The 22,840-nt window shown below is 60.6% G+C and carries 24 protein-coding genes and 1 riboswitch; of the genes, 19 read left to right on the top strand and 5 right to left on the bottom strand.

What is annotated here, in order from left to right:
* Positions 1–71 precede the first annotated feature (71 nt).
* Genes GGR20_RS02330 through GGR20_RS02325 form a run of 3 tightly spaced genes read left to right on the top strand, consistent with a single transcriptional unit; the run spans position 72 to position 3,950 of the window.
* Complete coding sequence (locus GGR20_RS02330; protein WP_183309610.1) at positions 72–3,308, top strand: OmpA family protein; 3,237 nt, start codon at positions 72–74, stop codon at positions 3,306–3,308.
* Between the two features lie 10 nt (positions 3,309–3,318).
* Complete coding sequence (locus GGR20_RS18905; protein WP_276511860.1) at positions 3,319–3,441, top strand: hypothetical protein; 123 nt, start codon at positions 3,319–3,321, stop codon at positions 3,439–3,441.
* Positions 3,438–3,950 (top strand): helix-hairpin-helix domain-containing protein, encoded by a 513-nt coding sequence (locus GGR20_RS02325; RefSeq protein ID WP_183309609.1) that lies wholly within the window; start codon positions 3,438–3,440, stop codon positions 3,948–3,950. Before GGR20_RS18905 ends, GGR20_RS02325 begins: the two co-directional genes overlap by 4 nt.
* A 3-nt stretch (positions 3,951–3,953) precedes the next feature.
* Here GGR20_RS02325 and GGR20_RS02320 read toward each other — a convergent pair whose 3' ends face one another.
* A complete protein-coding gene (locus GGR20_RS02320) occupies positions 3,954–4,904 on the bottom strand; it encodes an alpha/beta fold hydrolase (protein WP_183309608.1) in 951 nt (316 codons plus the stop codon).
* 174 nt (positions 4,905–5,078) lie between these two features.
* Between GGR20_RS02320 and dapA the strand changes: the two genes are divergently transcribed.
* Together dapA and smpB are read left to right on the top strand one after the other, a co-directional pair.
* Positions 5,079–5,954 (top strand): 4-hydroxy-tetrahydrodipicolinate synthase, encoded by an 876-nt coding sequence (gene dapA, locus GGR20_RS02315; RefSeq protein WP_183309607.1) that lies wholly within the window; start codon positions 5,079–5,081, stop codon positions 5,952–5,954.
* Positions 5,955–5,959: 5 nt separating this feature from the next.
* A complete protein-coding gene (gene smpB / locus GGR20_RS02310) occupies positions 5,960–6,457 on the top strand; it encodes an SsrA-binding protein SmpB (protein WP_183309606.1) in 498 nt (165 codons plus the stop codon).
* A 39-nt stretch (positions 6,458–6,496) separates the two neighbouring features.
* Here smpB and GGR20_RS02305 read toward each other — a convergent pair whose 3' ends face one another.
* Positions 6,497–7,048, bottom strand: coding sequence for a LabA-like NYN domain-containing protein (locus tag GGR20_RS02305; RefSeq protein WP_183309605.1), 552 nt, complete (start codon positions 7,046–7,048; stop codon positions 6,497–6,499).
* Between the two features lie 232 nt (positions 7,049–7,280).
* Between GGR20_RS02305 and rpoZ the strand changes: the two genes are divergently transcribed.
* The 10 genes from rpoZ to GGR20_RS02255 all read left to right on the top strand — a co-directional run bounded on the left by rpoZ (position 7,281) and on the right by GGR20_RS02255 (position 17,169).
* Entirely contained in the window at positions 7,281–7,646 is a 366-nt protein-coding gene (gene rpoZ / locus GGR20_RS02300; RefSeq protein ID WP_183309604.1) for a DNA-directed RNA polymerase subunit omega, read from the top strand.
* A 118-nt stretch (positions 7,647–7,764) separates the two neighbouring features.
* Positions 7,765–10,044: a RelA/SpoT family protein gene (locus GGR20_RS02295; protein WP_183309603.1), complete on the top strand. Its 2,280-nt coding sequence runs from the start codon at positions 7,765–7,767 to the stop codon at positions 10,042–10,044.
* Positions 10,037–10,627 (top strand): orotate phosphoribosyltransferase, encoded by a 591-nt coding sequence (gene pyrE, locus GGR20_RS02290; protein WP_183309602.1) that lies wholly within the window; start codon positions 10,037–10,039, stop codon positions 10,625–10,627. The genes GGR20_RS02295 and pyrE overlap by 8 nt, the downstream gene beginning before the upstream one ends.
* A complete protein-coding gene (acpS, locus tag GGR20_RS02285; protein ID WP_183309601.1) occupies positions 10,624–11,025 on the top strand; it encodes a holo-ACP synthase in 402 nt (133 codons plus the stop codon). Before pyrE ends, acpS begins: the two co-directional genes overlap by 4 nt.
* An 83-nt stretch (positions 11,026–11,108) precedes the next feature.
* On the top strand, positions 11,109–11,933 hold the full coding sequence (lepB, locus tag GGR20_RS02280) for a signal peptidase I (RefSeq protein ID WP_183309600.1): 825 nt from the start codon (positions 11,109–11,111) through the stop codon (positions 11,931–11,933).
* Positions 11,930–12,637, top strand: a complete 708-nt coding sequence (rnc, locus tag GGR20_RS02275; protein WP_253560026.1) for a ribonuclease III — start codon at positions 11,930–11,932, stop codon at positions 12,635–12,637. The genes lepB and rnc overlap by 4 nt, the downstream gene beginning before the upstream one ends.
* Positions 12,634–13,557 carry a GTPase Era gene (era, locus tag GGR20_RS02270; RefSeq protein WP_183309598.1) on the top strand — a complete coding sequence of 308 codons (924 nt, stop codon included), beginning with the start codon at positions 12,634–12,636 and terminating at the stop codon, positions 13,555–13,557. Before rnc ends, era begins: the two co-directional genes overlap by 4 nt.
* A gap of 40 nt (positions 13,558–13,597) precedes the next feature.
* Positions 13,598–14,302, top strand: coding sequence for a DNA repair protein RecO (gene recO, locus GGR20_RS02265; RefSeq protein WP_183309597.1), 705 nt, complete (start codon positions 13,598–13,600; stop codon positions 14,300–14,302).
* A gap of 188 nt (positions 14,303–14,490) precedes the next feature.
* On the top strand, positions 14,491–16,791 hold the full coding sequence (gene parC / locus GGR20_RS02260) for a DNA topoisomerase IV subunit A (protein ID WP_183309596.1): 2,301 nt from the start codon (positions 14,491–14,493) through the stop codon (positions 16,789–16,791).
* A 69-nt stretch (positions 16,792–16,860) separates the two neighbouring features.
* Entirely contained in the window at positions 16,861–17,169 is a 309-nt protein-coding gene (locus GGR20_RS02255; RefSeq protein ID WP_183309595.1) for a Dabb family protein, read from the top strand.
* Between the two features lie 4 nt (positions 17,170–17,173).
* On the opposite strand, the gene GGR20_RS02250 is transcribed toward GGR20_RS02255, so the two are convergent.
* The 3 genes from GGR20_RS02250 to hemB all read right to left on the bottom strand — a co-directional run bounded on the left by GGR20_RS02250 (position 17,174) and on the right by hemB (position 19,581).
* Positions 17,174–17,905, bottom strand: coding sequence for an arginyltransferase (locus GGR20_RS02250; protein WP_183309594.1), 732 nt, complete (start codon positions 17,903–17,905; stop codon positions 17,174–17,176).
* Positions 17,906–17,967: 62 nt separating this feature from the next.
* Entirely contained in the window at positions 17,968–18,504 is a 537-nt protein-coding gene (locus GGR20_RS02245) for an RDD family protein (RefSeq protein ID WP_183309593.1), read from the bottom strand.
* 63 nt (positions 18,505–18,567) lie between these two features.
* Positions 18,568–19,581 carry a porphobilinogen synthase gene (hemB, locus tag GGR20_RS02240; RefSeq protein WP_210283032.1) on the bottom strand — a complete coding sequence of 338 codons (1,014 nt, stop codon included), beginning with the start codon at positions 19,579–19,581 and terminating at the stop codon, positions 18,568–18,570.
* A gap of 94 nt (positions 19,582–19,675) precedes the next feature.
* Between hemB and GGR20_RS02235 the strand changes: the two genes are divergently transcribed.
* From GGR20_RS02235 to GGR20_RS02220, 4 genes are all read left to right on the top strand, one after another.
* On the top strand, positions 19,676–20,062 hold the full coding sequence (locus tag GGR20_RS02235; protein WP_183309592.1) for a DUF6163 family protein: 387 nt from the start codon (positions 19,676–19,678) through the stop codon (positions 20,060–20,062).
* A 206-nt stretch (positions 20,063–20,268) separates the two neighbouring features.
* The gene (ldtR, locus tag GGR20_RS02230) at positions 20,269–20,778 is read left to right on the top strand and encodes a transcriptional regulator LdtR (RefSeq protein WP_183309591.1); all 510 of its coding nucleotides are present in this window, start codon (positions 20,269–20,271) and stop codon (positions 20,776–20,778) included.
* Between the two features lie 366 nt (positions 20,779–21,144).
* Positions 21,145–22,305, top strand: coding sequence for a L,D-transpeptidase family protein (locus GGR20_RS02225; protein ID WP_183309590.1), 1,161 nt, complete (start codon positions 21,145–21,147; stop codon positions 22,303–22,305).
* Between the two features lie 101 nt (positions 22,306–22,406).
* Positions 22,407–22,619, top strand: a complete 213-nt coding sequence (locus tag GGR20_RS02220) for a DUF6898 family protein (RefSeq protein WP_183309589.1) — start codon at positions 22,407–22,409, stop codon at positions 22,617–22,619.
* 47 nt (positions 22,620–22,666) lie between these two features.
* A riboswitch (ZMP/ZTP riboswitch) is annotated at positions 22,667–22,751 on the top strand.
* Positions 22,752–22,840 lie beyond the last annotated feature (89 nt).

Below are 22,840 nucleotides of genomic sequence, written 5' to 3'. Positions count from 1 at the left end.
TCGTTTTTCCTTTGTCCCTGTCTGCAAATCATCTAACCTTTTGAAAATTGCGGTTTTCCAATGGATTCGGGATGATCAGGGACCTCCTTAAATGGGTGGCGCCGGGCGTTGTGACAGTGCTGGGTGGCACGATTGCAGCCCTGGCCATGGCAACGCCAGCCATGGTGGACAATCTGGCAGCTAAGAGCAGGGCGGCGCTCGATGCCTCTGGGTCCAATTGGGCGCATCTGTCGATCTCTGGGCGACAGCTTCTCCTATCGGGCACAACCTCTTCCGACACGGAACGTGATCTCGCCCTGACAAGGCTAGCCGCCTTGACTGGTGTCGGTCGTATCGACCAAACCGTCACCATTGCGCCTCTCGCGGCTCCCTATCGTATTAATTTGGCGGTTGAAGATGGCGCTGTAAGCCTCTTTGGTAGCGTGCCAAATGAGGCGCTGCGTCAGTCGCTGATGTCGATGCCGGGGCTGACGGCAGTCGATCTGCAGATCAGGTCGGGCCAGCCGAACGAGCAGAAATGGCGCCAGGGTGTCGAGTTTGCCCTTGCGCAGGCCGCGTTTGTCGATTCCGGACATTTCGAGTTGTCGGGCCTTACGCTCAACGCCATCGGCCGTGCCAGCTCTGAGCGGGCGCTTGGCCATTTGCAGATGGCGCTCGCCGAACTTCCAGACGGCATTGGCAGCGGCGAAATTATTGTCGAGCCGGTGCGGGTGACCCCCTATATCTGGCGCGCTGAATACGATGGCGAGCGCATTGCCATTTCCGGCCACGTGCCGGAACAGATGCTGGTCGATCGCTTGCGCCTCGCCGATGTCTCAGGGGTGCCGATTGCTACCGGCCTATCCCTGGGGTCCGGCGCGCCGGACGGCTTTGCCGAACAGGCCAAGCTTCTGGTCGAACAACTCGCGCTGCTTGATCGGGGCGAAGCCCGGATCATCGATGGCGTGAGCCACCTTACCGGCGTGCCCCCCACCATTGAAGTGGCGCAGGCCGTCTCCGAGGCCCTGTCGGGCCCCAATTCCATTGTGGAACTGCAGCCGCCGCGCATTGGGGACTACTGGATCAGCATCAATCGCCAGCCCTCCAATGTGCTGGTCTTCGATGGCTACGTGCCCGATGAAGCCACGCGCGCACAATTTGCCGAGGTTGACGGCGCAGATGTGTCGTTCCTTAAATTCGGGGCCGGCGCACCGGAGGCCTATCACCGCGCTGTGGATTTTGGCCTCGAATTGCTCTCGCATCTGTCTGAAGGTCGCTTTGCCTTGGCGGGCACTCGTGTTTCGCTCTCCGGGCTCGCCCAGACGCCGACCGACTACCGGGCCATTCAAACTCTGCTCGATGAGGGCCTGCCCCAGGGGCTTGAATTGGGCGATATGGCTTTCCAGGCCCCCCCGGCGGCCAGCTACAGCTTCGCAGCGCGTCGCGATGCCAGCGGGGTTGTTACTCTTGAAGGCCTGTTGCCGAACCCGCAGGTAGAAACTGAACTGCTGGCACTGGCAGGTTCCAATGCCCGTTCCAACGCCAGCTTTGCCTCGGGAGAAACACCCAACTTCGTCGCCTCAGCCGAGCAGGCAATGCAATTCCTGCCATGGTTGCGAAACGGTGTTGTGCGTTTCGATGGCACAGCCTGGTCGGTCGAGGGCGAGCCGGCCTCAGCGATCGACAAGAGCTCTATTGAAGCAGAGTTTGCCGTTCGTGGCCTCGCCCAGTCCGGTTGGACCCTGGCCCTTACGAACCCTCAGCCAGAACCGGTGATTGCAGTTCCCTTCGTGTGGTCCGCCGAGCGCTTGCCCGATGGCAGCTTCTTGTTTGCCGGCAATGTACCCGCAACTTCTCTGCAGGCCTACCTCAAGGTTCACGTCGGCACCCGCGTTGCCGATACCAGCCGCGTCGCCCTGGGGGCGCCCGACAACTTCGCCGCCGAAGCCCGCGCCGCGGTCGATGCACTGCTCGCTTTGCAAGAGGGCAGGGCGGCCTTCGATGGCACGAACTGGACACTCGCCGGAGAAGCGGCGACGGCGGACGCTCGCAACGCCAGTCTCGAACTGGCTTCGGTGCTCAACATCGGTGATGGCGCGGCGATTAATGCACCGGACCCCGTCAACGACGCGCCCTATCTCTGGTCGGCCAGCAAGGCGCCCGATGGCAGCATCGTCTTCAATGGCGCCGTTCCGGCCGAGTCGCTGCAGCGTTTTCTGGCCGTGCGGGGTGGCGATGCGGTGACCGACAACACCACCATCCGCCCGGATGCGCCGGAGTCGTTTTCGAGCGAAGTGCTGCAGGCGCTCGATCTGCTGGCCCTGCTGTCCGATGGTGAAGTCGCCTTTGATGGAACAAGCTGGACAGCGAACGGCGTCGGTCTTACCGCCGATGTTCTGGCCGATGCCGACGCGGTTCTGGGAACCGCAGCGCCCCGCTGGTCTATCGCCTTGCTCGAGCCGCAGATATCAACTGTCGAGCCGGTTGAGCCCGAAGTCATTGAGGCGACGACTGAAGAGCCGGTCACTGAACCTGAGCCCGAACGCACGCCTGCCGAGGAGCCCGTTGCGACAGACACGCAGGAAACGCTGGCGGATGCGCCCGCCATTGATCCGACCTACACCTTCTCCGCCACGCGTACGATCGATGGGGCGGTCAGCCTGTCTGGCTCGGTTCCGGCCGCGGCCACGGCCAGCTACGCGGCAGCATTGACCGGTGCCGACGCAAGCGCCTTGCGGGTTCGGGCAGGGGCGCCCGATGGGTTTGTCGGCAATCTCCAAACAGGTCTCCGGGCTCTGTTACAGTTGCAGACGGGCCAACTTGCACTTGCCGACAATGCCTGGTCCCTTTCAGGCGAAGCACCCTCTACAGCGGTCAAGGCCGAGATTGAGGTTCAACTCGCAGCTCTTGATGGTGATTGGTCCGCCTCAATCGCCGCGCCAACCAATCTGGCGCTCTGTCAGGCCCGCCTGGCCGAGCTTTCCGCTCACAATGCCATTCTCTTCCAGTCCGGTGCCGCCATCATTTCGGCCAGCGCCAGCGCAGAGCTTGACGCCTTTGCCGAGGCGCTCGTGCTTTGCCCCAACGCGGCCATTGATGTAGAGGGCCATACCGATAGCGACGGCGACGACCAGCGCAATCTGGCCCTTTCCGTCGCCAGGGCCGAAGCGGTGGTCAATGCCCTGATCGATCGCGGTGTTGCTCCCGAGAGGCTCTATGCCATCGGCTATGGCGAGGCGCAGCCTGTTGCCGACAATGCGACCGCAGCCGGCAAGCGGCAGAACCGGCGCATCGTTGTTTCGGTGCGCGCTGTCGACGGCGCGGTCTGAGCCCGTCGCCATGGCGCTATTCGGGGCAACGCTGCTGTTCCTCCTGGGTTATTACTGGCCATTTATGGCTGGGGCCGCGCTTGTCGGGCTGGTGACAGGCTGGCTGAGCCTCAGCCGCAAGGAACCGGAATGATCCCGCTCGACCACATCATCGAAGTGGCCTTGCTGGTCCTTGCCGCCTATTTGGGAGGGTGTCTGATTGGCTATGGGGCCCATTTGGCCGTGCGTGCCTACCGGTCCCGGCCACAGCTCGCTCCGGCCGTCGCCGTGAGCGAAGACAAGCCTTTCCCCGCGACGAAGACTACGCCCGCACCCGCCGCACGCTCAGCCGCCCGGCGTCTGGCTGGCGCTGTCGAGCGCGAAGATACCGAGCCGGTTCAGGTTTCCGCCTCGTCCCAAATGCGCCCGCCGGATTTGCCCGCGCCGCGTGATGGCAAGGCCGATAGTCTCCGCGCAATCAAGGGGATAGGGCCGAAAACGGAATCAGCACTCAACGATCTGGGAATCTACCACTACGATCAGATCGCAGCGTGGACCGGTGCGCATATCGACTGGCTCGAAGGGCGCATCGCGGTCAAAGGCCGCATCCGTCGCGAGCAATGGGTTGAGCAGGCTGTGTTGCTGGCCACCGCAATCGCCTGATCGTCAGGCCGCCCGCCCCCTGACCAGGCCCACCTCAAACACGAACGCCGCGACTGCCTCGATTTCGGCCTGCTGGTCGAACAGGGCGGGTGACCCCTGTCCCGCTATTGTCAGCGCCACGGCCTCGGGCCGGCGATTGACCATTTCCTCATAGGTTTCGCGCCGCAACTGGTCGGTCAATTGCGTACGCAACAGCATCAGTGGGGCACAACGGAGCGCGTCATAAAGGGGCCATTGCGCCACCAGAATATCGTCGAAGCCGATCTCCCTGATCTGCTCCAGTAGGCGTGGGTCGAACAGCGGCCGGGCCCGGCCGCGTTTGTCGAACCAGTGGCTGCGCAGGGCAAGGCCATCCAGTTCAGCTTCGGAATGTCCTGGGTAGTCACCGCCCAGCATGCGCCGGAAACCGTTGGTGACCGCCTTGGCGCCTCGCAGCGCTTCCACATGCGCCAGATTGTTGCGCAGCCGCACAATGCCGCGCGAATCGGTCACCGGGCCGGAATCAAGCAGGATCGTTCCGCCAATCAGCAGCGGATGCTTTGCGGCGAGCGCCATGGCCACCTGGCCGCCATGTCCTTGTCCAAGCACAACGGCTTTGTCGATGCCAAGTGCCGCCAGCACGTCGGCAAGGTCGGCCGCATCGGTCAGCGTGCTGTAGGGCGTCTTGCGCGGTCGGTCATCCGCTCGGCCCCGCCCCGGCAGGTCGATCAGCACCATCGGCCAGTCGCCGTTGCCGAGCCGCTGAAAATGGGCCGCAAAAGCAGAAAAATCGCTCATGTTCCGGTGGTAGCCGGCCAGGCAGACCAGCGGCATGCGGCCCCGGCGAAAATCCCCGCGCAGGTGAACGGCCGCGCGTGTGCGTGCATCGCTCAGGCAAATTTTGGTCGCAGGCAGTCCGGCGAAGGCCGGGTGACCCTCGGGGACCTTGCGACGGCGGCTGAACAGCGGTTCCATGATGTCATCTAGCCGCGTGAAGCTGCTTGAAACAAGGCGTTTCACCTGCCTTGTGGCGCGACGCTGTTGAAAGTATGGTGCGGCCCGGTCGGCGCCAACAGGCTCCGGGCCGATCACCTATCTCAAATCTGCACCGGCGGGCAAGCCGGACCCCAACTGAGGAATACCGACAAAATGCTGCGAGGTTCGATTACGGCGCTCATCACCCCCATGCACGACGGGGTTGTTGATGAGAAAGCCTTCTCCAGCTTTGTCGAATGGCAGCTTGCCGAGGGCACGCATGGCTTGGTACCGGTCGGCACCACTGGCGAAAGTCCCACGGTCAGCCACGAAGAACATCGCCGTGTCGTGGAAATCTGCATTGAAGTCGCCAATGGCCGCGTGCCGGTGGTGGCCGGGGCCGGCTCCAATTCGACCGCCGAAGCCGTTGCGCTGGCCAAGTTTGCCGAAAAGAGCGGCGCCAACGCCGTGCTCTCGGTCGTGCCTTACTACAACAAGCCCAACCAGGAAGGGCTGTTCCAGCATTTCTCTGCTATTGCCAGCGCCATCGGTATTCCGGTCGTTCTCTATTCGGTCCCGGGCCGCACAATTGTCGATCTGAGTGTGGACACCATCGCCCGCCTGCACGATGCCCACGCCAATATTATCGGCGTCAAAGATGCAACGGGCAGCATGGAACGCGCCACCATGCAGCGTAACAAGCTGGGAAAGGAGTTCATCCTGCTCTCCGGCGATGACAGCACCGCGCTCGGCTTCAATGCCCATGGGGGGCACGGCTGTATTTCTGTGACGTCCAATGTCGCCCCGCGTCTTTGTGCGCAGATGCAGGAGCTGTCCCTTGCTGGCGACTTCAACGCCGCCCGCGACATCAACGACAAGCTGGCTTTCCTGCACAAGGACCTGTTCATGGAGCCCAATCCGGCACCAGCCAAGTATGTCGCGAACCGACTAAACCTGTGCGCAAACGAAATGCGCTTGCCGTTGACGCCCATCAGCAAGTCAACGCAGGACGCCATGGACTTTGCAATGCGCCACGCAGGCCTTATCTAGGTTCGATGGCAGCAAAGAACGACAAGAACAAGAATGGTTGGATCAGTCACGGACAGGTGGCTGAGAACCGTCGCGCACGCTTCGATTACGAGATTGGCGACACAGTGGAAGCTGGCATCGTTTTGACCGGCACGGAGGTGAAGTCACTGCGTCTCGGCAAGGCCCAGATTACCGAATCCTACGCTTCGCCCGAGCGCGGCGAACTCTGGCTCATCAATGCGCACATTCCTGAGTATTTGCAGGCCAACCGCTTCAACCATGAGGAAAAGCGCCCGCGCAAACTCCTGGTTTCGAAAAAGCAGCTGGCCAAGCTCGACCAGGAAGTTGCCCGCTCCGGCAACACCATCGTGCCGCTCAAGCTCTATTTCAACGATCAGGGCAAGGCCAAGCTGCTGATTGGCGTCGGCAAGGGCAAGAAGAATTACGACAAGCGCGCCACCAGCCGCGACCGTGACTGGAATCGTGACAAGGCCCGCATCATGAAAGAGGGTGGACGCGGCTGAGAGCGAGCCCAGGGCACCACGCTCAAGCGGCGGCGTCTTTCAGGCCTCGACGGGCTTTTGCACTTGCGGGCGCCCAACCGTCTTGGCCAGCTCTGCCACATCCATGAAGAAATCGGCCTGACGCCGCAGATCGTCCGAGATCATGGGCGTTGGTGTCGTCAACGTGGACACTACGGTAACCCGCTTACCCCGGCGCTGCAGGGCCACCACCAGCGCTGTGAAGTCACCATCGCCGGAAAACAGCACCAGGTGGTCGTAGTAGGGAGCCTGCTCGAGCGCGTCCACGGTCAACTCGATATCCATATTGCCCTTCACCTTGCGGCGGCCCATGGAGTCGGTGAACTCCTTGGCCGGCTTGGTGACGACCGCGTAGCCATTGTAATCAAGCCAGTCGATCAGCGGCCGGATCGAGGAATATTCCTGATCCTCTACCAGCGCAGTGTAATAATTGGCCCGCAGCAAATAGGCCTTGGCGCCGAATTCCGCGAGCAATTTGCGATAGTCTATGTCGATGCCAATCGCCTTGGACGTGGCATAGAGATTTGCCCCGTCGATAAAAAGAGCAATCTTTTCGCGCGGATCAATGGCCATGAATGATCACTCCCGTAGGGGGCAGGGGGGCCACCCTTGTTGAAAATGCCGTCAAAGACGGGTGCTAAAATAAATTCCACAGAGACCTTTAAATCTTAAGTTCGGTAGTCGCACATTCCTGTGCCTGCGTAAAGCAACACGCGCATTTGTGTCTCAGGGGCTCGCAAGCCTTGTCATTGTGCCCGCCATCGTGTATTGCGGCCCTTCATTCCCCCAAAGTGTGGAGACGTTCGTGGCCCGCGTCACCGTTGAAGACTGCATTGAAAAGGTCGAAAACAGATTCGATCTCGTCCTCATGGCCGCCCATCGCGCGCGCATGATTTCCTCCGGCGCCCAGATCACGGTGCCGCGCGACAACGACAAGAATCCTGTCGTTGCCCTGCGTGAAATTGGCGATGCGACGATTTCGCCCGAGGATTTGCACGAGGACCTGATTCACTCGCTGCAGAAATATGTCGAGGTCGATGAGCCCGAAGACAGCGCAGCGCCGATGATTGAAAGTGGCGATGATGACGCCATCAATTTCGATACCATCAGCGAAGAAGAGCTGCTGCGCGGGATCGAGAGCCTGGCGCCTCCGGAGCGTCGCGACGACTGATTTGCGTTGCGCTCGCGCGCCTCGCGATTATATCAGGGAGCGTCCGGTATGTGCCGGGCGCTCTTTTCATTTCTGTCACAGGCGCTAAGCTCGTCAGGGCGAGCGGGCGGCTAATTCCATGATGCGTCAGTACGAGCTTGTCGAGCGGGTTCAGGCTTATAACCCGAACGCCGACGAGCAATTGTTGAACAAGGCCTATGTCTACGCCATGCAAAAGCATGGCTCGCAGAAGCGCGCCTCAGGCGACCCTTATTTCAATCATCCGCTCGAAGTCGCAGCCATCCTGACAGAATTGAAACTCGATGACGCCTCCATCGCGGTGGGGCTGCTGCACGACACCATCGAGGATACCGACGCGACTCGCGCCGAGATCGACCAGATGTTCGGCGGCGAGATCGGCACCATCGTCGATGGTCTGACCAAGATCGATCGCCTCAATCTGGTTTCGCGCGAAGAGGCGCAGGCCGAAAACCTGCGCAAACTACTTCTGGCTATCAGTCAGGATGTGCGGGTGTTGCTGGTCAAGTTGGCCGACCGCCTGCACAATATGCGCACGCTGCAATTCATGGCGCCGGAGAAGCAACGCCGCATTGCGCAGGAAACTATGGATATCTATGCCCCGCTGGCCGGGCGCATGGGTATGCAGGACATGCGCAACGAGCTTGAAGACCTTAGTTTCCGCATTCTCCAGCCCGATCACTACACGGCCATCACGGCTCGCCTCGAACAAATGCAGGCCGATAATCGGGAAACCATCGACACCATTACTGCCGAATTGACCGAGCGCCTGGGCGATGCCGGCATCGCCGCGCGGGTCAAGGCGCGAGTCAAGTCGCCCTATTCGATTTTCTCCAAGATCGAGCGCAAGTCGATTGCCCTTGAACAGCTTTCCGACATGATCGGCTTCCGTGTCATCGTCACGTCAGCCGAGGAGTGCTACCGCACTGTCGGATTGATCCATACCACCTGGAAGGTCGTGCCGGGCCGGTTCAAGGACTACATTTCGGTCCCCAAGCACAATGATTATCAGTCGATCCACACCACCATTGTCGGGCCCAGCCGGCAACGTGTGGAACTGCAGATACGCACGGAAGATATGGACAGCATCGCCGAATTCGGCATTGCCGCCCATGCTCTCTACAAGGATGGCGCCTCGGCCAATCTGGGGCGCATCGAGATGGAATCGCATGCTTATGGTTCGCTGCGGCAAACGATTAGCCATCTGACCTCGGGCATTTCGACCGAAGACTTTCTGGAATACACCAAGCTCGAGCTGTTCCAGGATCAGGTGTTCTGTTTCACCCCGCGGGGGCGTTTGATCGCCCTGCCGCGTGGTGCCACGCCCATCGACTTCGCCTATGCTCTGCATACTGATATTGGCGATACCTGTGTCGGCGCCAAGATCAACGGTCTCATTCTGCCATTGGTCACCCAGCTCCGCTCCGGCGACGAAGTTGAAATCCTGCGCGACCAGAACCATCGCCCGCCCTCGAACTGGATCGGTATTGCCGCCACCGGCAAGGCGCGCGCCGCCATTCGCCGCGCTGTGCGTCAGGCAGCCGCCCAGCGCGCCTATGCCTTGGGCGAGCATGTTCTCAGCATGATGCTGGAACGCGAAGGCGTCATGCTCGACGAAAGCGAAGGCACCACCCTGGCCGAGGCGCTCGAATACGGTAATAAGCGCGACCTGCTGATCGCGGTCGGCGAGGGCAAGGTCGGCTCCGAACCGCTTGCCGCCGCCCTGGCGCAGGTCAAAGGCATTCGCAAGCGTCGCCGCAAGCTCGACCTGCCTGTGGCCGATACGGCCGATGGCTGGTTCGCTTTGCGCTCGACCGACGATTTCAGGTTCCGTGTGCCGGGCGGGCAGCGTCCTGGATCGCGCGCCAAGGCGGCCATGGCGCAGCTGGACTTCCATACCCCGGTGACTATTTCGGGCGAGGGGATTGTGCCCGGCGATCGCCTGGTCGGGATTCTCGAACCGGACAACCCGCTTGTGGTCTATCCGATCCACTCTGACGCCCTCATCGCCAAGCACGACAGCGATGTCGCCTGGGTTGACGTTCGCTGGAACCTGACCAAGGGCGAGGAAAAGGCCTATTCGAGCGTGATCTCGATGGAATCGGTTAACAAGCCCGGTTCACTGGCGCAGATCACGTCTGCCATCGCGGCTTGCGATGCCAACATCAACAATCTGGTGATGCGCATGATCTCGCCCGACTTTCACCAGATGATCTTCGAAATCGAAGTGCGCGACCTTGCGCAACTCACCGATGTTCTGGCAACGCTCAAGCGCAGTCCCGGCCTGTCCGCTGTTCAGCGCGCGGGGCTACGAGAAGCGGGCATGATTTCGACCCTTGAATGGGACGGCAACATCGATAGGAGCGGTCGCGATGGATAAGGACCAGGTTTTGCAGATCTTCCGCGATTGCGGCGCCATGCTGGAAGGACATTTCATCCTTTCCTCGGGGCTGCGGTCACCGGTCTTTCTGCAAAAGGCCAAGGTTTTCCAGTACGCGGATCAGACCGAAAAGCTCTGTAGCGCCCTCGCCGAGCGGATCAAGGCCGAAGTGCCCGGCGTCACCAAGGTGGTTTCGCCGGCCATTGGCGGCATCATTCCCGGCTATGAAACTGCGCGCCAGCTTGGCGTCCCGGCGCTCTACACCGAGCGTGTGGAGGGCCAGTTTGAACTTCGCCGCGGTTTTGAGATTGGACCCGACGACAAGGTGATCGTGGTCGAGGACATTGTCTCCACCGGCCTTTCCATCCGCGAATGCGTTGCTGCCCTTCAGAATATTGGTGCCAATGTCGCGGCGGCTGCCTGTCTGATCGACCGCTCTGGTGGCGAGGCCGATGTCGGCGTGCCGCTGGTCAGCCTGATCGAGTTCAAGGTTCCAGCCTATCCGGCCGATCAACTGCCGCCTGAACTGGCCGCCATTCCGGCGGTCAAACCCGGCAGCCGCGGCATTCAGGGGGTGAAATGATCGTCGGCCTGGGCTCCGACCTGATCCAGATCCACCGCGTGGAACAGACGCTGGCAAAGTTCGGCGACCGCTTCACCAATCGCTGTTTCACCGAGATCGAGCAGAAAAAGTCCGATCGCCGGGCCCAGCGCGCCGCTTCCTATGCCAAGCGCTTCGCTGCCAAGGAGGCCTGTTCCAAGGCTTTGGGTACCGGCCTTTCCCAAGGCGTTTACTGGCGCGATATGGGCGTGGTGAACCTGCCTTCGGGCAAGCCGACCATGCAGTTGACCAATGGCGCGGCGCGGGCGCTGGCGCGCCTTGTGCCCGAGGGACATGAGCCCCATATCCACCTCACCATCACCGATGACGCGGGCCTGGCGCAGGCGTTTGTCATCATCGAAGCCCTGCCGATCCGCTAAGCCCACCATGCGGGCCTTTCAAGCAAGTTGACCCCAGCCGGCCAAACGCATAACCCTTCGGCACCGCATTATCGGGAAAAACCATGACTCAGCCTGCTGACAAGTCCACCAAGAAATCCGCCACCAATGAGTGGGTGGAGACCTTTGTGGTCATCATCGAAGCGCTGCTGATCGCCATCGTCTTGCGGTTTTTCCTGTTCCAGCCTTTCTCCATCCCCACCGCTTCAATGCAGCAGACGCTGATGATTGGCGACTATTTCGTCGCCAACAAATTTGTCTGGGGCTATGGCAAGCATTCCTTCTCGCTGGGACGCTACGGCAATTTCACCCTGCTCGACTTCGAACTGCCGATCTCCAACCGCATTCTGGGCCGCGAGCCCAACCGCGGCGATATCGCCGTGTTCCGGCCCGTGCCGCAGAACATGGAATATATCAAGCGCGTGGTCGGCATGCCCGGCGATCGCATCCAGATGCAGGATGGCCGCCTTTACATCAATGGCGAGATGGTCGAGCGCGAAAAGGTCGGTACCACAATGGACACCGACAGTAGCGGCGATACCCGCGAAGTGACGGTCTATCGCGAGACCTTCCCCGAAGGCTCCACCCACCTGATCCAGGAGATCGGCGACAATCTCTCGCTCGACAACACGCCCGAATATCTCGTGCCGGCCGGGCACTACTTCATGATGGGCGACAACCGCGACCGCTCTGCCGACAGCCGCGTCTTGAGCCAGGTGGGCTATGTCCCCTCGGTCAATCTGATCGCCAAGGCCGAAGCGCGCTTCTTCTCGATCAAGGACAATCTGCCCCCCTGGCAGATCTGGCAATGGCCGGCCAATGTGCGCTGGGATCGCATGTTCCGCTCCGTCTATGGCGACACGCCATACGACACCACGGCTGGCCAGTGAGCCGCCGCGACAAATCCCACGAAAAGCTCCAGTTCCGGCTAGGCTACCGCTTCGCCGACCCCGATCTGCTGGACCGCGCGCTGACCCATTCGAGCGCCATTTCGCCGGGCAAACGCATCGAACGCTCCTATCAGCGCCTCGAATTTCTCGGCGACCGTGTGCTCGGCCTGGTGGTCGCGGACATGCTCTATCGCCGCTATCCCAAGTCGAACGAGGGTGAGTTGAGCCGCTCGCTCAATACGTTGGTGCGCAAGGAAACCTGCGCTGAGATCGCCCGCCAGCTCGATCTGGGCAAGGAGATGATCCTGGGCGAGAGCGAAGCCCGCTCCGGCGGCGCCGACAAAGACGCCATTCTGGGCGATATCACCGAAGCCATTATCGGTGCCATCTATCTCGATGGAGGGCTGGAGCCGTCCCGCAACTTCATCGAGCGCCTGTTCGAGGAGTTCCTCGCCGACGGTCAAGCCAATCGCGCCGATGCCAAGACGACGCTTCAGGAATGGGCGCAGGCCCGCGGGCTCGAACCGCCCTCCTATGTCTTGGTTGAGCGCACCGGTCCCGATCATGCGCCTGAATTCACAATTGGCGTCGATTTGACGGGTTTCGATCGCATCGAAGCCACCGGCCCATCCAAGAAGATTGCCGAACACCGCGCTGCTGAATTATTTCTGGTCGACCAGAAGGTCTGGAAATCCAAGACATGAACACGCCAACAGAACTCGCCGACACTTCCTGTGGCTTCATTGCGCTGGTCGGCGCGCCCAACGCCGGAAAGTCGACCCTGCTCAATGCGCTGGTCGGCACCAAGGTGTCCATCGTTACCCACAAGGCCCAGACCACGCGGTCCCAGGTGCGTGGCGTGCTGACCCTGGATCAGGCGCAACTGGTCTTTGTCGATACCCCCGGTATCTTTGCCCCGAAAAAGCGCCTTGAGCGCGCCATGGTGGAAAACGCCTGGGGCGGGGCAGGGGACAGCGACATCGTCGCCTTCCTTATTGATGCCGATCGCGGCGTCACCCCGGAAATCGAAACCCTGCTCGAGGGTCTGGAGAACATCCGCCAGCCCAAGGTGTTGATCCTGAACAAGATCGACACCGTCAAGCCCGAAAGCCTGCTGGCGCTTTCAAAGACGCTCAACGACCGCCTGCGCTTTGAAGCCACCTTCATGCTCTCCGCCCTCAAGGGCCACGGCGTCCAAGATTTCATCGACTGGTGCGTCAAGCATATCCCGCCCGGTCCCTGGCATTTCCCCGAGGATCACCTGACCGACCTCACCATGGCGATCACCGCCGCCGAGGTGACCCGCGAAAAGCTATTCCTGCGCGTCCACGACGAGATCCCCTACAATTGCACGGTCGAAACCGAGAGCTTCAAGATCCAGAAGGACGGCTCCTACAAGATCGACCAGGTGGTCTATGTCAGCCGCGACAGCCACAAGAAGATCGTGCTCGGCGCGGGCGGCCAAACCATAAAGGCCATCGGCGCGGAAAGCCGCAAAGAACTGATGGCGATGTACGACGTGCCCATCCACCTTTTCCTGTTCGTCAAGGTCCGCGAAAAATGGGCAGACGATCCGGAGCGCTATCAGGAAATGGGCCTGGAATTCCCGCATGGGAAGGGGTGAGAACCCCTTTCCATCCTCTCCTCGCTGGAGAGAAAAATAGATGGAATGGACCGGTGAAGCCCTGCTCATAGGCGTGCGCCGCCACGGCGAAACCAGCGTCATTGCCGATGCCATGGTTGCCGGGCGTGGTCGCTATATGGGCCTCATTCGCGGCGGGCAGTCGTCAAAACTCTCGGCCACCCTCCAACCCGGCAATACCGTCCACCTCACCTGGCGCGCCCGTCTCGAAGATCACCTCGGCACCTTCACTGTCGAAATGCTCCAGGGCCGTGCCGCCGGCCTGATCGCCGACCGCAAGCGGCTCTATCTCGCGCAGACCATTTTCGAGCATCTGCACCTGCTGCCCGAGCGCGACCCGCACGACCGCCTGCTCGGTATGGCGCTGCAACTCATCGACCATGACCCGGACGGGGTGACCCTGGCGCGATTCGAGCTCACCTTGCTCGATGAACTCGGCTTTGGTCTCGACCTTGCCAATTGCGCTGTCACTGGTGTCACCGACGACCTCACACACGTTTCACCGAAATCTGGCCGTGCCGTCTCCCGTGCCGCGGCGGAGCCCTATAAGGACCGCCTGCTCCCGCTCCCGAGCTTTCTGGCGGCGCGCGGCAATGCCTCGCCCGACGATATCCGCAAGGCCTTCCGGCTTACCGGCCATTTTCTCGATCAGCACCTCTGGTCCGCCAGGCAGATTGATCCGCCGCCCACGCGTGATCCACTGATCAAGATGCTCAGCCGGGAGTGACCGCGCTGCGCGCACCGGGCGGCACAATGACATTGCAGACCCCTCAACCGCCTCCAAGGGGCACCTTCTCCCTCAAGGAGAAATGGAAAAGCCGCGGATTTCCGGGAAAAACCGGCCCCGCGATCGTGCCCTTGCCCGCCCGCCCGCTATACTCTGCTCCTGATTCGTTCCCATGAACTGAGCCAAGCATGTCCGACGCCGATACCCTTCCACCGCCAGACGATCACCGCATTGTCGATCTCAAGCAGGCGCTTGAAGAGCGGTATCTGAGCTACGCCTTGTCAACCATCACCCAGCGCGCTCTGCCCGACGCGCGTGACGGTCTCAAACCCGTGCATCGCCGTATCATCCACGCCATGCGCCTGCTGCGGCTCGATCCGAACCAGGGTTACAAGAAATCTGCCCGCATCGTCGGAGACGTGATCGGTAAGTTCCACCCCCATGGCGACCAGTCGATCTACGACGCGCTGGTGCGCCTGGCCCAGAATTTTGCTCTTCGCTATCCGCTGGTCGACGGTCAGGGCAATTTCGGCAACATCGACGGCGATAGCGCCGCGGCCATGCGTTACACCGAAAGCCGCATGACCGATGTGGCGACGCGCCTTCTGGAAGGCATCACCGAGAACGCCATCGACTTCAGGCCAACCTACGACGGTGAAGACGAGGAGCCGGTGGTGCTCCCGTCCAATTTCCCGAACCTTTTGGCCAATGGCTCCACCGGCATCGCGGTGGGCATGGCGACCTCGGTTCCGCCGCATAATCTGGTTGAGCTGTGCAATGCCGCGCTCAAGCTGATCCACAACCCCACCGCGAGCACCGAGGAACTGGTCCACGCCGATCTGTCGGCGCCGCCCAGCATGGACGATCTGATCCGCGGACCAGATTTCCCGACCGGCGGACAACTCGTCGAAAGCCGCGCTTCGATCATTCAATCCTATGAAACCGGTCGCGGCGCCTTCCGCCATCGCGCTATCTGGGAGAAGGAAGAAAAGGGCAGGGGCGTCTACCAGATCGTCGTCACCCAGATCCCCTATGGCGTGCAGAAGTCGCGGCTGGTCGAAAAGATCGCCGAATTGCTGCTGGCCAAGAAGCTACCGCTGCTCAAAGACGTGCGCGACGAAAGCTCGGACGATATCCGCCTGGTGCTTGAGCCGCGCGCTGGCACAGTCGATGCGGTCATCCTCATGGAGCAGCTCTTCAAGCTCACCGATCTCGAACTGCGATTCAGCCTCAACCTCAATGTCCTCGATCACGGCACGACACCCCGGGTGATGAGCCTGGCTGATGCGCTGCGCGCCTGGCTCGATCATCGCAAGGAAGTGCTGGTACGCCGCTCTCAGTACCGGCTGGAGCAGATCGCCAACCGCCTCGAAGTGCTTGAAGGCTATATCATTGCCTATCTCAACCTCGACGAGGTGATCCGCATCATCCGCGAGGAGGATGATGCCAAGGCAAGCCTGGTTGCGGCTTTCGATCTGACGGACAACCAGGCCGAAGCCATCCTCAATATGCGCCTACGCTCTTTGCGCAAACTGGAGGAACTCGAGCTTCGCAAGGAGCATACAAATCTCACCGAGGAGAAGGGCAAGCTCGAAACCCTGCTCGCCTCCGACAAGCGTCAATGGGGCGAAATCGCTAAGCAGGTCGAGAACCTGAAGAAGGCCTATCCCCTGTTCGAGGCCGATGGCACCACCCCACATGCCCTGGGCGCGCGCCGCACCATCTTCGGTTCGGCCCCGGCTGCCGATGCTGCCGAAGTCTTCGAAGCAATGATCGAACGTGAGCCAATTACCGTCATCCTGTCCGAAAAGGGCTGGATCCGCGCGCCAAAGGGGCACAATGCTCCCGCTGATGAGAAGAGTTTCAAGGCCGGCGACCGTCTCAAGCTCGCCTTCAATTGCGAGACCACCGATAAGCTCCTGATGCTCACCACCGGCGGCAAAGTCTATACGCTGGGCGCCGACAAGCTGCCTGGCGGCCGTGGCCAGGGTGAGCCGGTGCGCATCATGGTCGACATCGAGGAGGGGCAGGATATTGTCGACCTCTTCGTCTATTCACCCGGCAAGCAGCGTATTGTTGCCTCCTCGGCGGGCTATGGCTTCGTCGTCAAGGAAGACGATCTGATCGCCAATACCCGCAAGGGCAAGCAAATCCTCAACGTGTCGCTGCCAGCCGAAGCGCGGCTCATCGTACCCTGCGACGGTGACCGCGTGGCCGTCATCGGTCAGAACCGCAAGCTTCTCGTCTTCCCCTTGAGCCAGCTCGCCGCCATGACCCGCGGCAAGGGCGTCCGTCTGCAGCGCTACAAGGATGGCGGCATTTCCGACATCAAGACCTTCTACGCCGCCGACGGGCTCACCTGGACGGACAGCTCCGGTCGGACCTATTCCAAGCCCACCGAAGAATTGGTCGATTGGATCGGCGACCGCGCCACCGCTGGTCGCCAACCGCCCACCGGATTCCCAAGGAACAATAGGTTCAAGGGGTGACGAGCGCTTGCCGAAGGCTGAATCAATAGCTTAGGCAAGCCGCCTAACTATCGCTGGAGACTCATCAAAATGATCCGCCACATCGTCCTCCTCCGCTTCCGTCCAGAAATTACGGCGTCCGAGAAAGCCGCGATCTACTTCGATCTTGAATCTCTGCGTGAACTTATCCCTGGCTTCCTGGGCATGAGCTTCGGTGGCAATGCTTCTCCCGAAGGCTTGCACCAGGGATATACCGAGGGTTTCACCATGGATTTTGCTGACGAGGCGGCGCGCGACGCCTATCTCGAGCATCCCGCCCACAAGGCGGCTGGTGGGCGCATGGTCGCCGCGCTTGAGGGTGGGCGCGACGGGCTGATCGTGTTCGACATGGTGGTCTGAGGCGCTAGTCTTCGAGGCGCATCCAGCCCAGCGAGCCGCGTTGCACTTCTAGCGGGCGATAATCACCCTTATAGGCCATCTTGGGCGAATCCTTCACCCAATAGCCAAGATAGACATAGCTGAGGCCGGCCGAGCGAACCTGGCCTATGTGATCAAGGATAAGAAATGTGCCCATGCTGCGCTGGGCCATGTCCGGATCGTAGAACGAATAGACCATGGAGAGCCCATCCGGCATCACGTCGGTCAGCGCCACAGCCACCAACGGCTGATCGGGCAGGTCGCGCAGGCGATACTCCACCAGCACCGATTGTACCGGCGTGTCCTCGACCATGAATTCATAGTCCTGGTAGCTCATCTGGGTCATGCCGCCGCCCGCATGGCGCGCATCGAGATAGCGCTTGAACAATTCATACTGCTCGATGGTGGCAACGGTCGGCTGCACCGCCACTACAATATCGGCATTGGCCCTGGTGACGCGGCGAAAGCGCTTGTTTGGCGCAAACTCCTGCGCCACGATCCGCACCGACAGGCAGGAATTGCAGCCCTCGCAGGCGGGACGGTAGATCAGGTTCTGGCTGCGGCGAAACCCGTTGTCGCTGAGCAGTTGGTGCAGCATTGATGCTCGCCGTCCACTCAGATGCGTGAACAGTTTGCGCTCCATCTTCCCGGGAAGATAGGGGCACGGCATCGCGGCGGTGAGAAAAAGCTGAGTCGTTTCCGGCGTCTGGTCGGTCATTCACAGACCTATCGCTGCATATTGGGTCAGATTAGCAGCTTTCCTGCCCGGCAAGCAACGGCTCACTCGCCACCGTGATAGGCATCCTGCTCGTACATGCGTTGGCGCTGCCAATGCCGCATCATCGGCGAGCGGCGCACCATGAGCGTGCCCATGATGAAATCGTGGATCATCTGCCGGCGTGGCGTGAACAGGGCAAACAGCAAGGTTACTGGCCAGCTGATCCAAATGGTAATCCAGAACACCAGGGCATGCAGGATCGCCATCCAGCCATCCAGCGGTTGGCCGCGCGTCGGGGTCAATACGATATCCATCATCTGCATGCCCACGGTGGCACGGCGAGGCGAACCCAGCGTGGCGGCATAATAAAGGATGATCGCGGCCGGAACGGCGAAGACCAGCGAGACCCAGGCCAGACCAAAGGTGAAGAAGCCTAGGATGGCACCAACCAGACTGATCACCAGCACCAGCACCAGGAATGACATGAGGATCACATCGATGACGTAGGCCGTAGCCCGCCGCGTCAGCAGCCCGTCGAACAGCTCGGGGGCGGTGGAGGGATCGGGCAGGTAGGGGCGGGCAGTTGCGTCCTGTGTCATGCAGCAAACATTGTCACCCATTGTCCGGCTTGCAAGAGGCAAGGGCACATAATTGTGACCGGATCAGTTCCCCAACCTCCGGGCCATCTCCAGCGCGTAATAGGTGAGAATGCCGTTGGCCCCGGCGCGCTTGAACGCCCAGAGGCTTTCCAGCACGGCCGCGTCGCGATTGATTGCCCCGGCGGCGCCGGCCATCTCGATCATCGCGTACTCCCCGCTCACCTGGTAAGCGTAAATGGGCACGCTGAACGCATCGCGGGCACGCCGGATGACATCGAGATAGGGCATGCCGGGCTTGACCATCACGCTGTCAGCACCTTCGACAATATCCTGCTCGATCTCGCGCAGCGCTTCGTCGGAATTGGCATAGTCCATCTGATAGGTGCGCTTGTCGCCCTTGAGACGGCTCCCGGAACCAACAGCCTCGCGGAACGGGCCGTAAAAGCACGACGCATACTTGGCTGAGTAAGACATGATCTGCACATGCTCGAAGCCTTCGGCGTCGAGTGCGGCACGGATTGCAGCCACCCGCCCATCCATCATGTCGGACGGCGCGATGATATCGGCGCCCGCCCGCGCCTGTGCAAGTGCGGACTTGACCATCACCGCGACAGTCTCGTCATTGAGGATTTCGCCGTCCCGCACCAGCCCGTCCTGGCCATCGCTCGAATATTCATCGAGTGCCACGTCGGCAATCAGACCAATCTCGGGCACGGCCTGCTTGATTGTGCTCAACGCGCGGCACATCAGATTGTCCGGATTGTAGGCCTCGGCACCATTCTCGCTGCGCAGATCATCGGGCGTATTGGGGAAGATCGCCAGCGCGGGGATACCGGCATCGCGGGCTTGTCGGGCAGCATCGACCATCAGGTCGATGGACAGCCTCTCAACCCCCGGCATGGTCCTGATCTGCGTCTTCTCGTTCTGCCCCTCGATGACAAAGAGCGGCCAGATCAAGTCACGGGGCAGCAATTCGGTCTCGCGGACCATGGCCCGGCTCCATGCGGACTGGCGCAAGCGACGCAAACGGCGTCCGCTCAGAAAGGACATGTCGTGCTTGGGCCAATTCTGGGTCATTGGGACTCTCCTTGTCGGGCACTAGTTACCAGCGCGCGCCTGTCGCTCCAAGCCACCGCTTGTCGCAGTGCGACTGACAGAGTATCAAGCCGCCATGCTGTTTCAGGCCCCAATCTTTTCGCTCTATGTTCGCATCGTCGCCATCCTGGCGTTGATCCTCGGGTTGAGCGATGCGTCCCGGCTGCTCGGCATCAACCTGGGGGCGCAGAGCCCGATCACGGCCATGGGCTTTTCCGCCTTCACCTTCCTCGCCGTATTTTGCCTCGCCAAGCTGTTCGCGGCGGTTGGCCTGTGGATCAAGGCCAGTTGGGGAGCGGTGCTGCTGGTCGGGGTCACGTCACTAGAACTGGGTCTCTATCTTTTGGGCAGCCCCGATATCCGCATGAGCATGCTCGGATTTGGCGTACGCGTAGTGCTGTTGGCAGCCATCATCCTGATCTTCATCCTGAGCTTGCGCTTTGCCAGGGCTCAGGCCGATTGAGCGCAAGCCGATGGGGATTGTCTTCCCCGTTAACACTCGGGAATGGTTACAAGTTTGTCACCCGTGGTAAGGCGCTATTAAGCCAAATTCTCATTGCATTCCAGTAACATAGTTTTAAGCGTATGGCTTAGGGCGATCTTAGTCGGGTGGCCCTAGTTTAGCCTCATCAGATGCGAAAAATCGCACGTGAAAACAGTGAGGCAAAAATGGCAATCAAGTCGAACGCGGCCGAGGCGCTCAACCCGGAACGTAGTGAAGGTCTCAAACCCCTTTACCTGGAAGCCGTCTCCCGCGTGGAGCGTCTCCACCGCCGCCTGCTCGATCTGATCAAGGACGAATTCGACCGCATGGGTTGGGACGACATTAACCCGGTCCAGGCGCTGCTGATGTTCAATATCGGCGACGCTGAACTCACCGCTGGAGAACTGCGCTCGCGCGGCTATTATCTCGGTTCCAACGTCTCGTACAATCTCAAGAAGCTCGTCGAGACGGGTTATATCTTCCAGGAGCGCTCGCGCACCGACCGCCGTTCGGTCCGTATCAAGCTTTCACCCAAAGGGGAGGAAGTCGCTGAGGTGATCGACGAACTCTATGATCGCCATCTCAAGTCCATCGACAAGGTAGGCGGTCTTGGCGACGAGGAATTCGATGGCCTGAACAAGGCCCTGGCGCGCCTCGAACGTTTCTGGGTCGACCAGATTCTCTACAAGCTCTGATTTTCTGGCCCGCAAGGGCAGAACGAACGAGCGGCAGCTGGTGGCGTGTGTTGCCTCCATGCCACTACTGCTGAACAACGCCGGTCGAAAGGCCGGCGTTTCTTATTTGTGCCTTAAAGCACGGGCAGCGGAGTTACCTGGTTGGAAACCATTTTCTGGCATGGCAAGTAGCGCCATGCGGAGTTCACAAGGCGTTGAGCCAGATTGTGGACTGCGCAGGGGCGGTGCTAATCGGCCAGCGGATAGATGGCGGGCGATTTCTAAGGTGGTTTGATGCGGCTGACGCGACGTAACTTTATCCGGTCAATGGCTCTTGCCGGGGCATCGGCAGCGATGCCGGCTTGGGCGCAGGAGTCTCTGTTCGACATGATGTCGCGAAGCCGCGTCATCAACGAAGCTGATCCGAATGGCAATACCGCAGCTGCCGCCGCCACAATCGCGACCAACGAGCCCATTCTGTCCTACGACACGCTGCACAACCTGCAGCTTGCCATTTCCCAGTATGAGCCCTTTGTCGCGGCAGGCGGCTGGGAAGAAATTCCACAGCGTGCCTTCAAGCTCAATCTTGGCAAGTCCGACCCGGCTGTGGTGCAACTCAAGCGCCGCCTGATTTCATCAGGAGATATGCCGCTAGTAGAATATGCCAACGATATCTTCGATGCCGATACTGACCGGGCCGTTCGTGTCTTCCAGGCGCGCCATGGTTTGATCGTCAATGGCTGGATCGATGAGGCCACTTGGTACGCTCTCAACGTGCCGGCTGCGACGCGCTTGCAGCAGCTCTATCTCAATTATACCCGCGTCCAGAACATGGCGCCGCAGTTGACCGACCGCTATGTGGTGGTGAACATCCCGGCTGCTACCATCGAAGCCGTCGGCGGCGGCATGGTGGAACAACGCCACAACGCCGTTGTCGGTCGCGTCGACAGAGCCACCCCGATCCTCGCCAGCAAGATCCACCAGGTCAATTTTAATCCCTACTGGCATGTCCCCAAGTCTCTGGTGCGAAAAGATCTTACCAAGTATATGATGGAAGATCCTCAGTATCTCGCCAAGCAGAACATCTTCATCTACGACGGGAGCGGCAACACCATCGATCCGGCGACGATTAACTGGTCCAATATCACCGACGCACAGGTGAACTACATGTATCGCCAGGAGCCTGGTGCCGAAAACTCGATGGGCCATTGCAAAATCAATTTCTACAATCCCCACGACGTCTATCTGCACGATACGCCGTCCAAGGCGTTGTTCGGCGAGAATGCACGCTTTCACTCGTCCGGTTGCGTGCGCGTGGAGGGCGTCAACCAGCTTGTCTCCTGGTTGCTGCGCGATAATGGAGATTGGGATCAGACCCGCGTCGACCAGACCTTCGCCTCGCTCGAGCGCAAGGACGTCAGCCTGAGCACTCAAATGCCGATCCACACGACTTATATAACCGCCTGGGCCAACCGTCAGGGCACCGTCAGCTTCCGGGATGATGTCTATAAGTTCGACGAAGAAGGCAAGGTGAGCTTCGCTGCCTGATTTGTCCTGCGGCGCGTGATTGACGGCCCGGCGCAATGCGTCGGGCCATGTCTTTTGGATCGCAAGCGACTCCGCTATGATCCATGCGAAGGTGAGGTGGCATGAACTCGGGCGACGTTCTGTTTGAATTTGTCCAGTTGGGACAACAGATGCGCGTCGCCGCGATCGATGAGGCGACCGGGACGGAGGTCGTCGTCATTACGCCGCTAAACGCCACAAAATTGCAAATGCAGCGTGTTGCCCTGGCCAAGCTCAGGCGCAAGCTAGAGCAGGGGGCGCCCGCGCCGGCGCCAGTCACCGGCAAATTTGCCTGATCCGGATACTTTTTTCTTTTACTCCCTTCCGCGCTGCGGCATAACAGGAGCGTTCGCGCGACTGGCGAGAAGAGATGGGCAACCATCGGGGAACGCGAACCATTGCAAGAGCCGCTCGCCTGGGCACCCATCCGCAACCAGGGGAGCCCCATGCGTTTCTCAAACCTATCCACACATCGTCGCCGGCCTTGGAATCGCGAATTGTCACGTGATAAAGCCCT

The sequence above is a fragment of the Devosia subaequoris genome, from assembly GCF_014197055.1.
GTDB lineage: Bacteria > Pseudomonadota > Alphaproteobacteria > Rhizobiales > Devosiaceae > Devosia > Devosia subaequoris.
The sequence above is the reverse complement of the archived record's forward strand: the minus strand, read 5'-3'. Positions and strand labels throughout refer to the sequence as shown.

What these genes read in the sequence shown, in the direction of transcription:
- GGR20_RS02330 (WP_183309610.1), top strand. Translation starts at nt 72, where the DNA reads ATGATCAGGGACCTCCTTAAATGGGTGGCGCCGGGCGTTGTGACAGTG.
- GGR20_RS18905 (WP_276511860.1), top strand. Translation starts at nt 3,319, where the DNA reads ATGGCGCTATTCGGGGCAACGCTGCTGTTCCTCCTGGGTTATTACTGG.
- GGR20_RS02325 (WP_183309609.1), top strand. Translation starts at nt 3,438, where the DNA reads ATGATCCCGCTCGACCACATCATCGAAGTGGCCTTGCTGGTCCTTGCC.
- GGR20_RS02320 (WP_183309608.1), bottom strand. Translation starts at nt 4,904, where the DNA reads ATGGAACCGCTGTTCAGCCGCCGTCGCAAGGTCCCCGAGGGTCACCCG.
- dapA (WP_183309607.1), top strand. Translation starts at nt 5,079, where the DNA reads ATGCTGCGAGGTTCGATTACGGCGCTCATCACCCCCATGCACGACGGG.
- smpB (WP_183309606.1), top strand. Translation starts at nt 5,960, where the DNA reads ATGGCAGCAAAGAACGACAAGAACAAGAATGGTTGGATCAGTCACGGA.
- GGR20_RS02305 (WP_183309605.1), bottom strand. Translation starts at nt 7,048, where the DNA reads ATGGCCATTGATCCGCGCGAAAAGATTGCTCTTTTTATCGACGGGGCA.
- GGR20_RS02295 (WP_183309603.1), top strand. Translation starts at nt 7,765, where the DNA reads ATGATGCGTCAGTACGAGCTTGTCGAGCGGGTTCAGGCTTATAACCCG.
- pyrE (WP_183309602.1), top strand. Translation starts at nt 10,037, where the DNA reads ATGGATAAGGACCAGGTTTTGCAGATCTTCCGCGATTGCGGCGCCATG.
- acpS (WP_183309601.1), top strand. Translation starts at nt 10,624, where the DNA reads ATGATCGTCGGCCTGGGCTCCGACCTGATCCAGATCCACCGCGTGGAA.
- lepB (WP_183309600.1), top strand. Translation starts at nt 11,109, where the DNA reads ATGACTCAGCCTGCTGACAAGTCCACCAAGAAATCCGCCACCAATGAG.
- era (WP_183309598.1), top strand. Translation starts at nt 12,634, where the DNA reads ATGAACACGCCAACAGAACTCGCCGACACTTCCTGTGGCTTCATTGCG.
- recO (WP_183309597.1), top strand. Translation starts at nt 13,598, where the DNA reads ATGGAATGGACCGGTGAAGCCCTGCTCATAGGCGTGCGCCGCCACGGC.
- parC (WP_183309596.1), top strand. Translation starts at nt 14,491, where the DNA reads ATGTCCGACGCCGATACCCTTCCACCGCCAGACGATCACCGCATTGTC.
- GGR20_RS02255 (WP_183309595.1), top strand. Translation starts at nt 16,861, where the DNA reads ATGATCCGCCACATCGTCCTCCTCCGCTTCCGTCCAGAAATTACGGCG.
- GGR20_RS02250 (WP_183309594.1), bottom strand. Translation starts at nt 17,905, where the DNA reads ATGACCGACCAGACGCCGGAAACGACTCAGCTTTTTCTCACCGCCGCG.
- GGR20_RS02245 (WP_183309593.1), bottom strand. Translation starts at nt 18,504, where the DNA reads ATGACACAGGACGCAACTGCCCGCCCCTACCTGCCCGATCCCTCCACC.
- hemB (WP_210283032.1), bottom strand. Translation starts at nt 19,581, where the DNA reads ATGACCCAGAATTGGCCCAAGCACGACATGTCCTTTCTGAGCGGACGC.
- GGR20_RS02235 (WP_183309592.1), top strand. Translation starts at nt 19,676, where the DNA reads ATGCTGTTTCAGGCCCCAATCTTTTCGCTCTATGTTCGCATCGTCGCC.
- ldtR (WP_183309591.1), top strand. Translation starts at nt 20,269, where the DNA reads ATGGCAATCAAGTCGAACGCGGCCGAGGCGCTCAACCCGGAACGTAGT.
- GGR20_RS02225 (WP_183309590.1), top strand. Translation starts at nt 21,145, where the DNA reads ATGATGTCGCGAAGCCGCGTCATCAACGAAGCTGATCCGAATGGCAAT.
- GGR20_RS02220 (WP_183309589.1), top strand. Translation starts at nt 22,407, where the DNA reads ATGAACTCGGGCGACGTTCTGTTTGAATTTGTCCAGTTGGGACAACAG.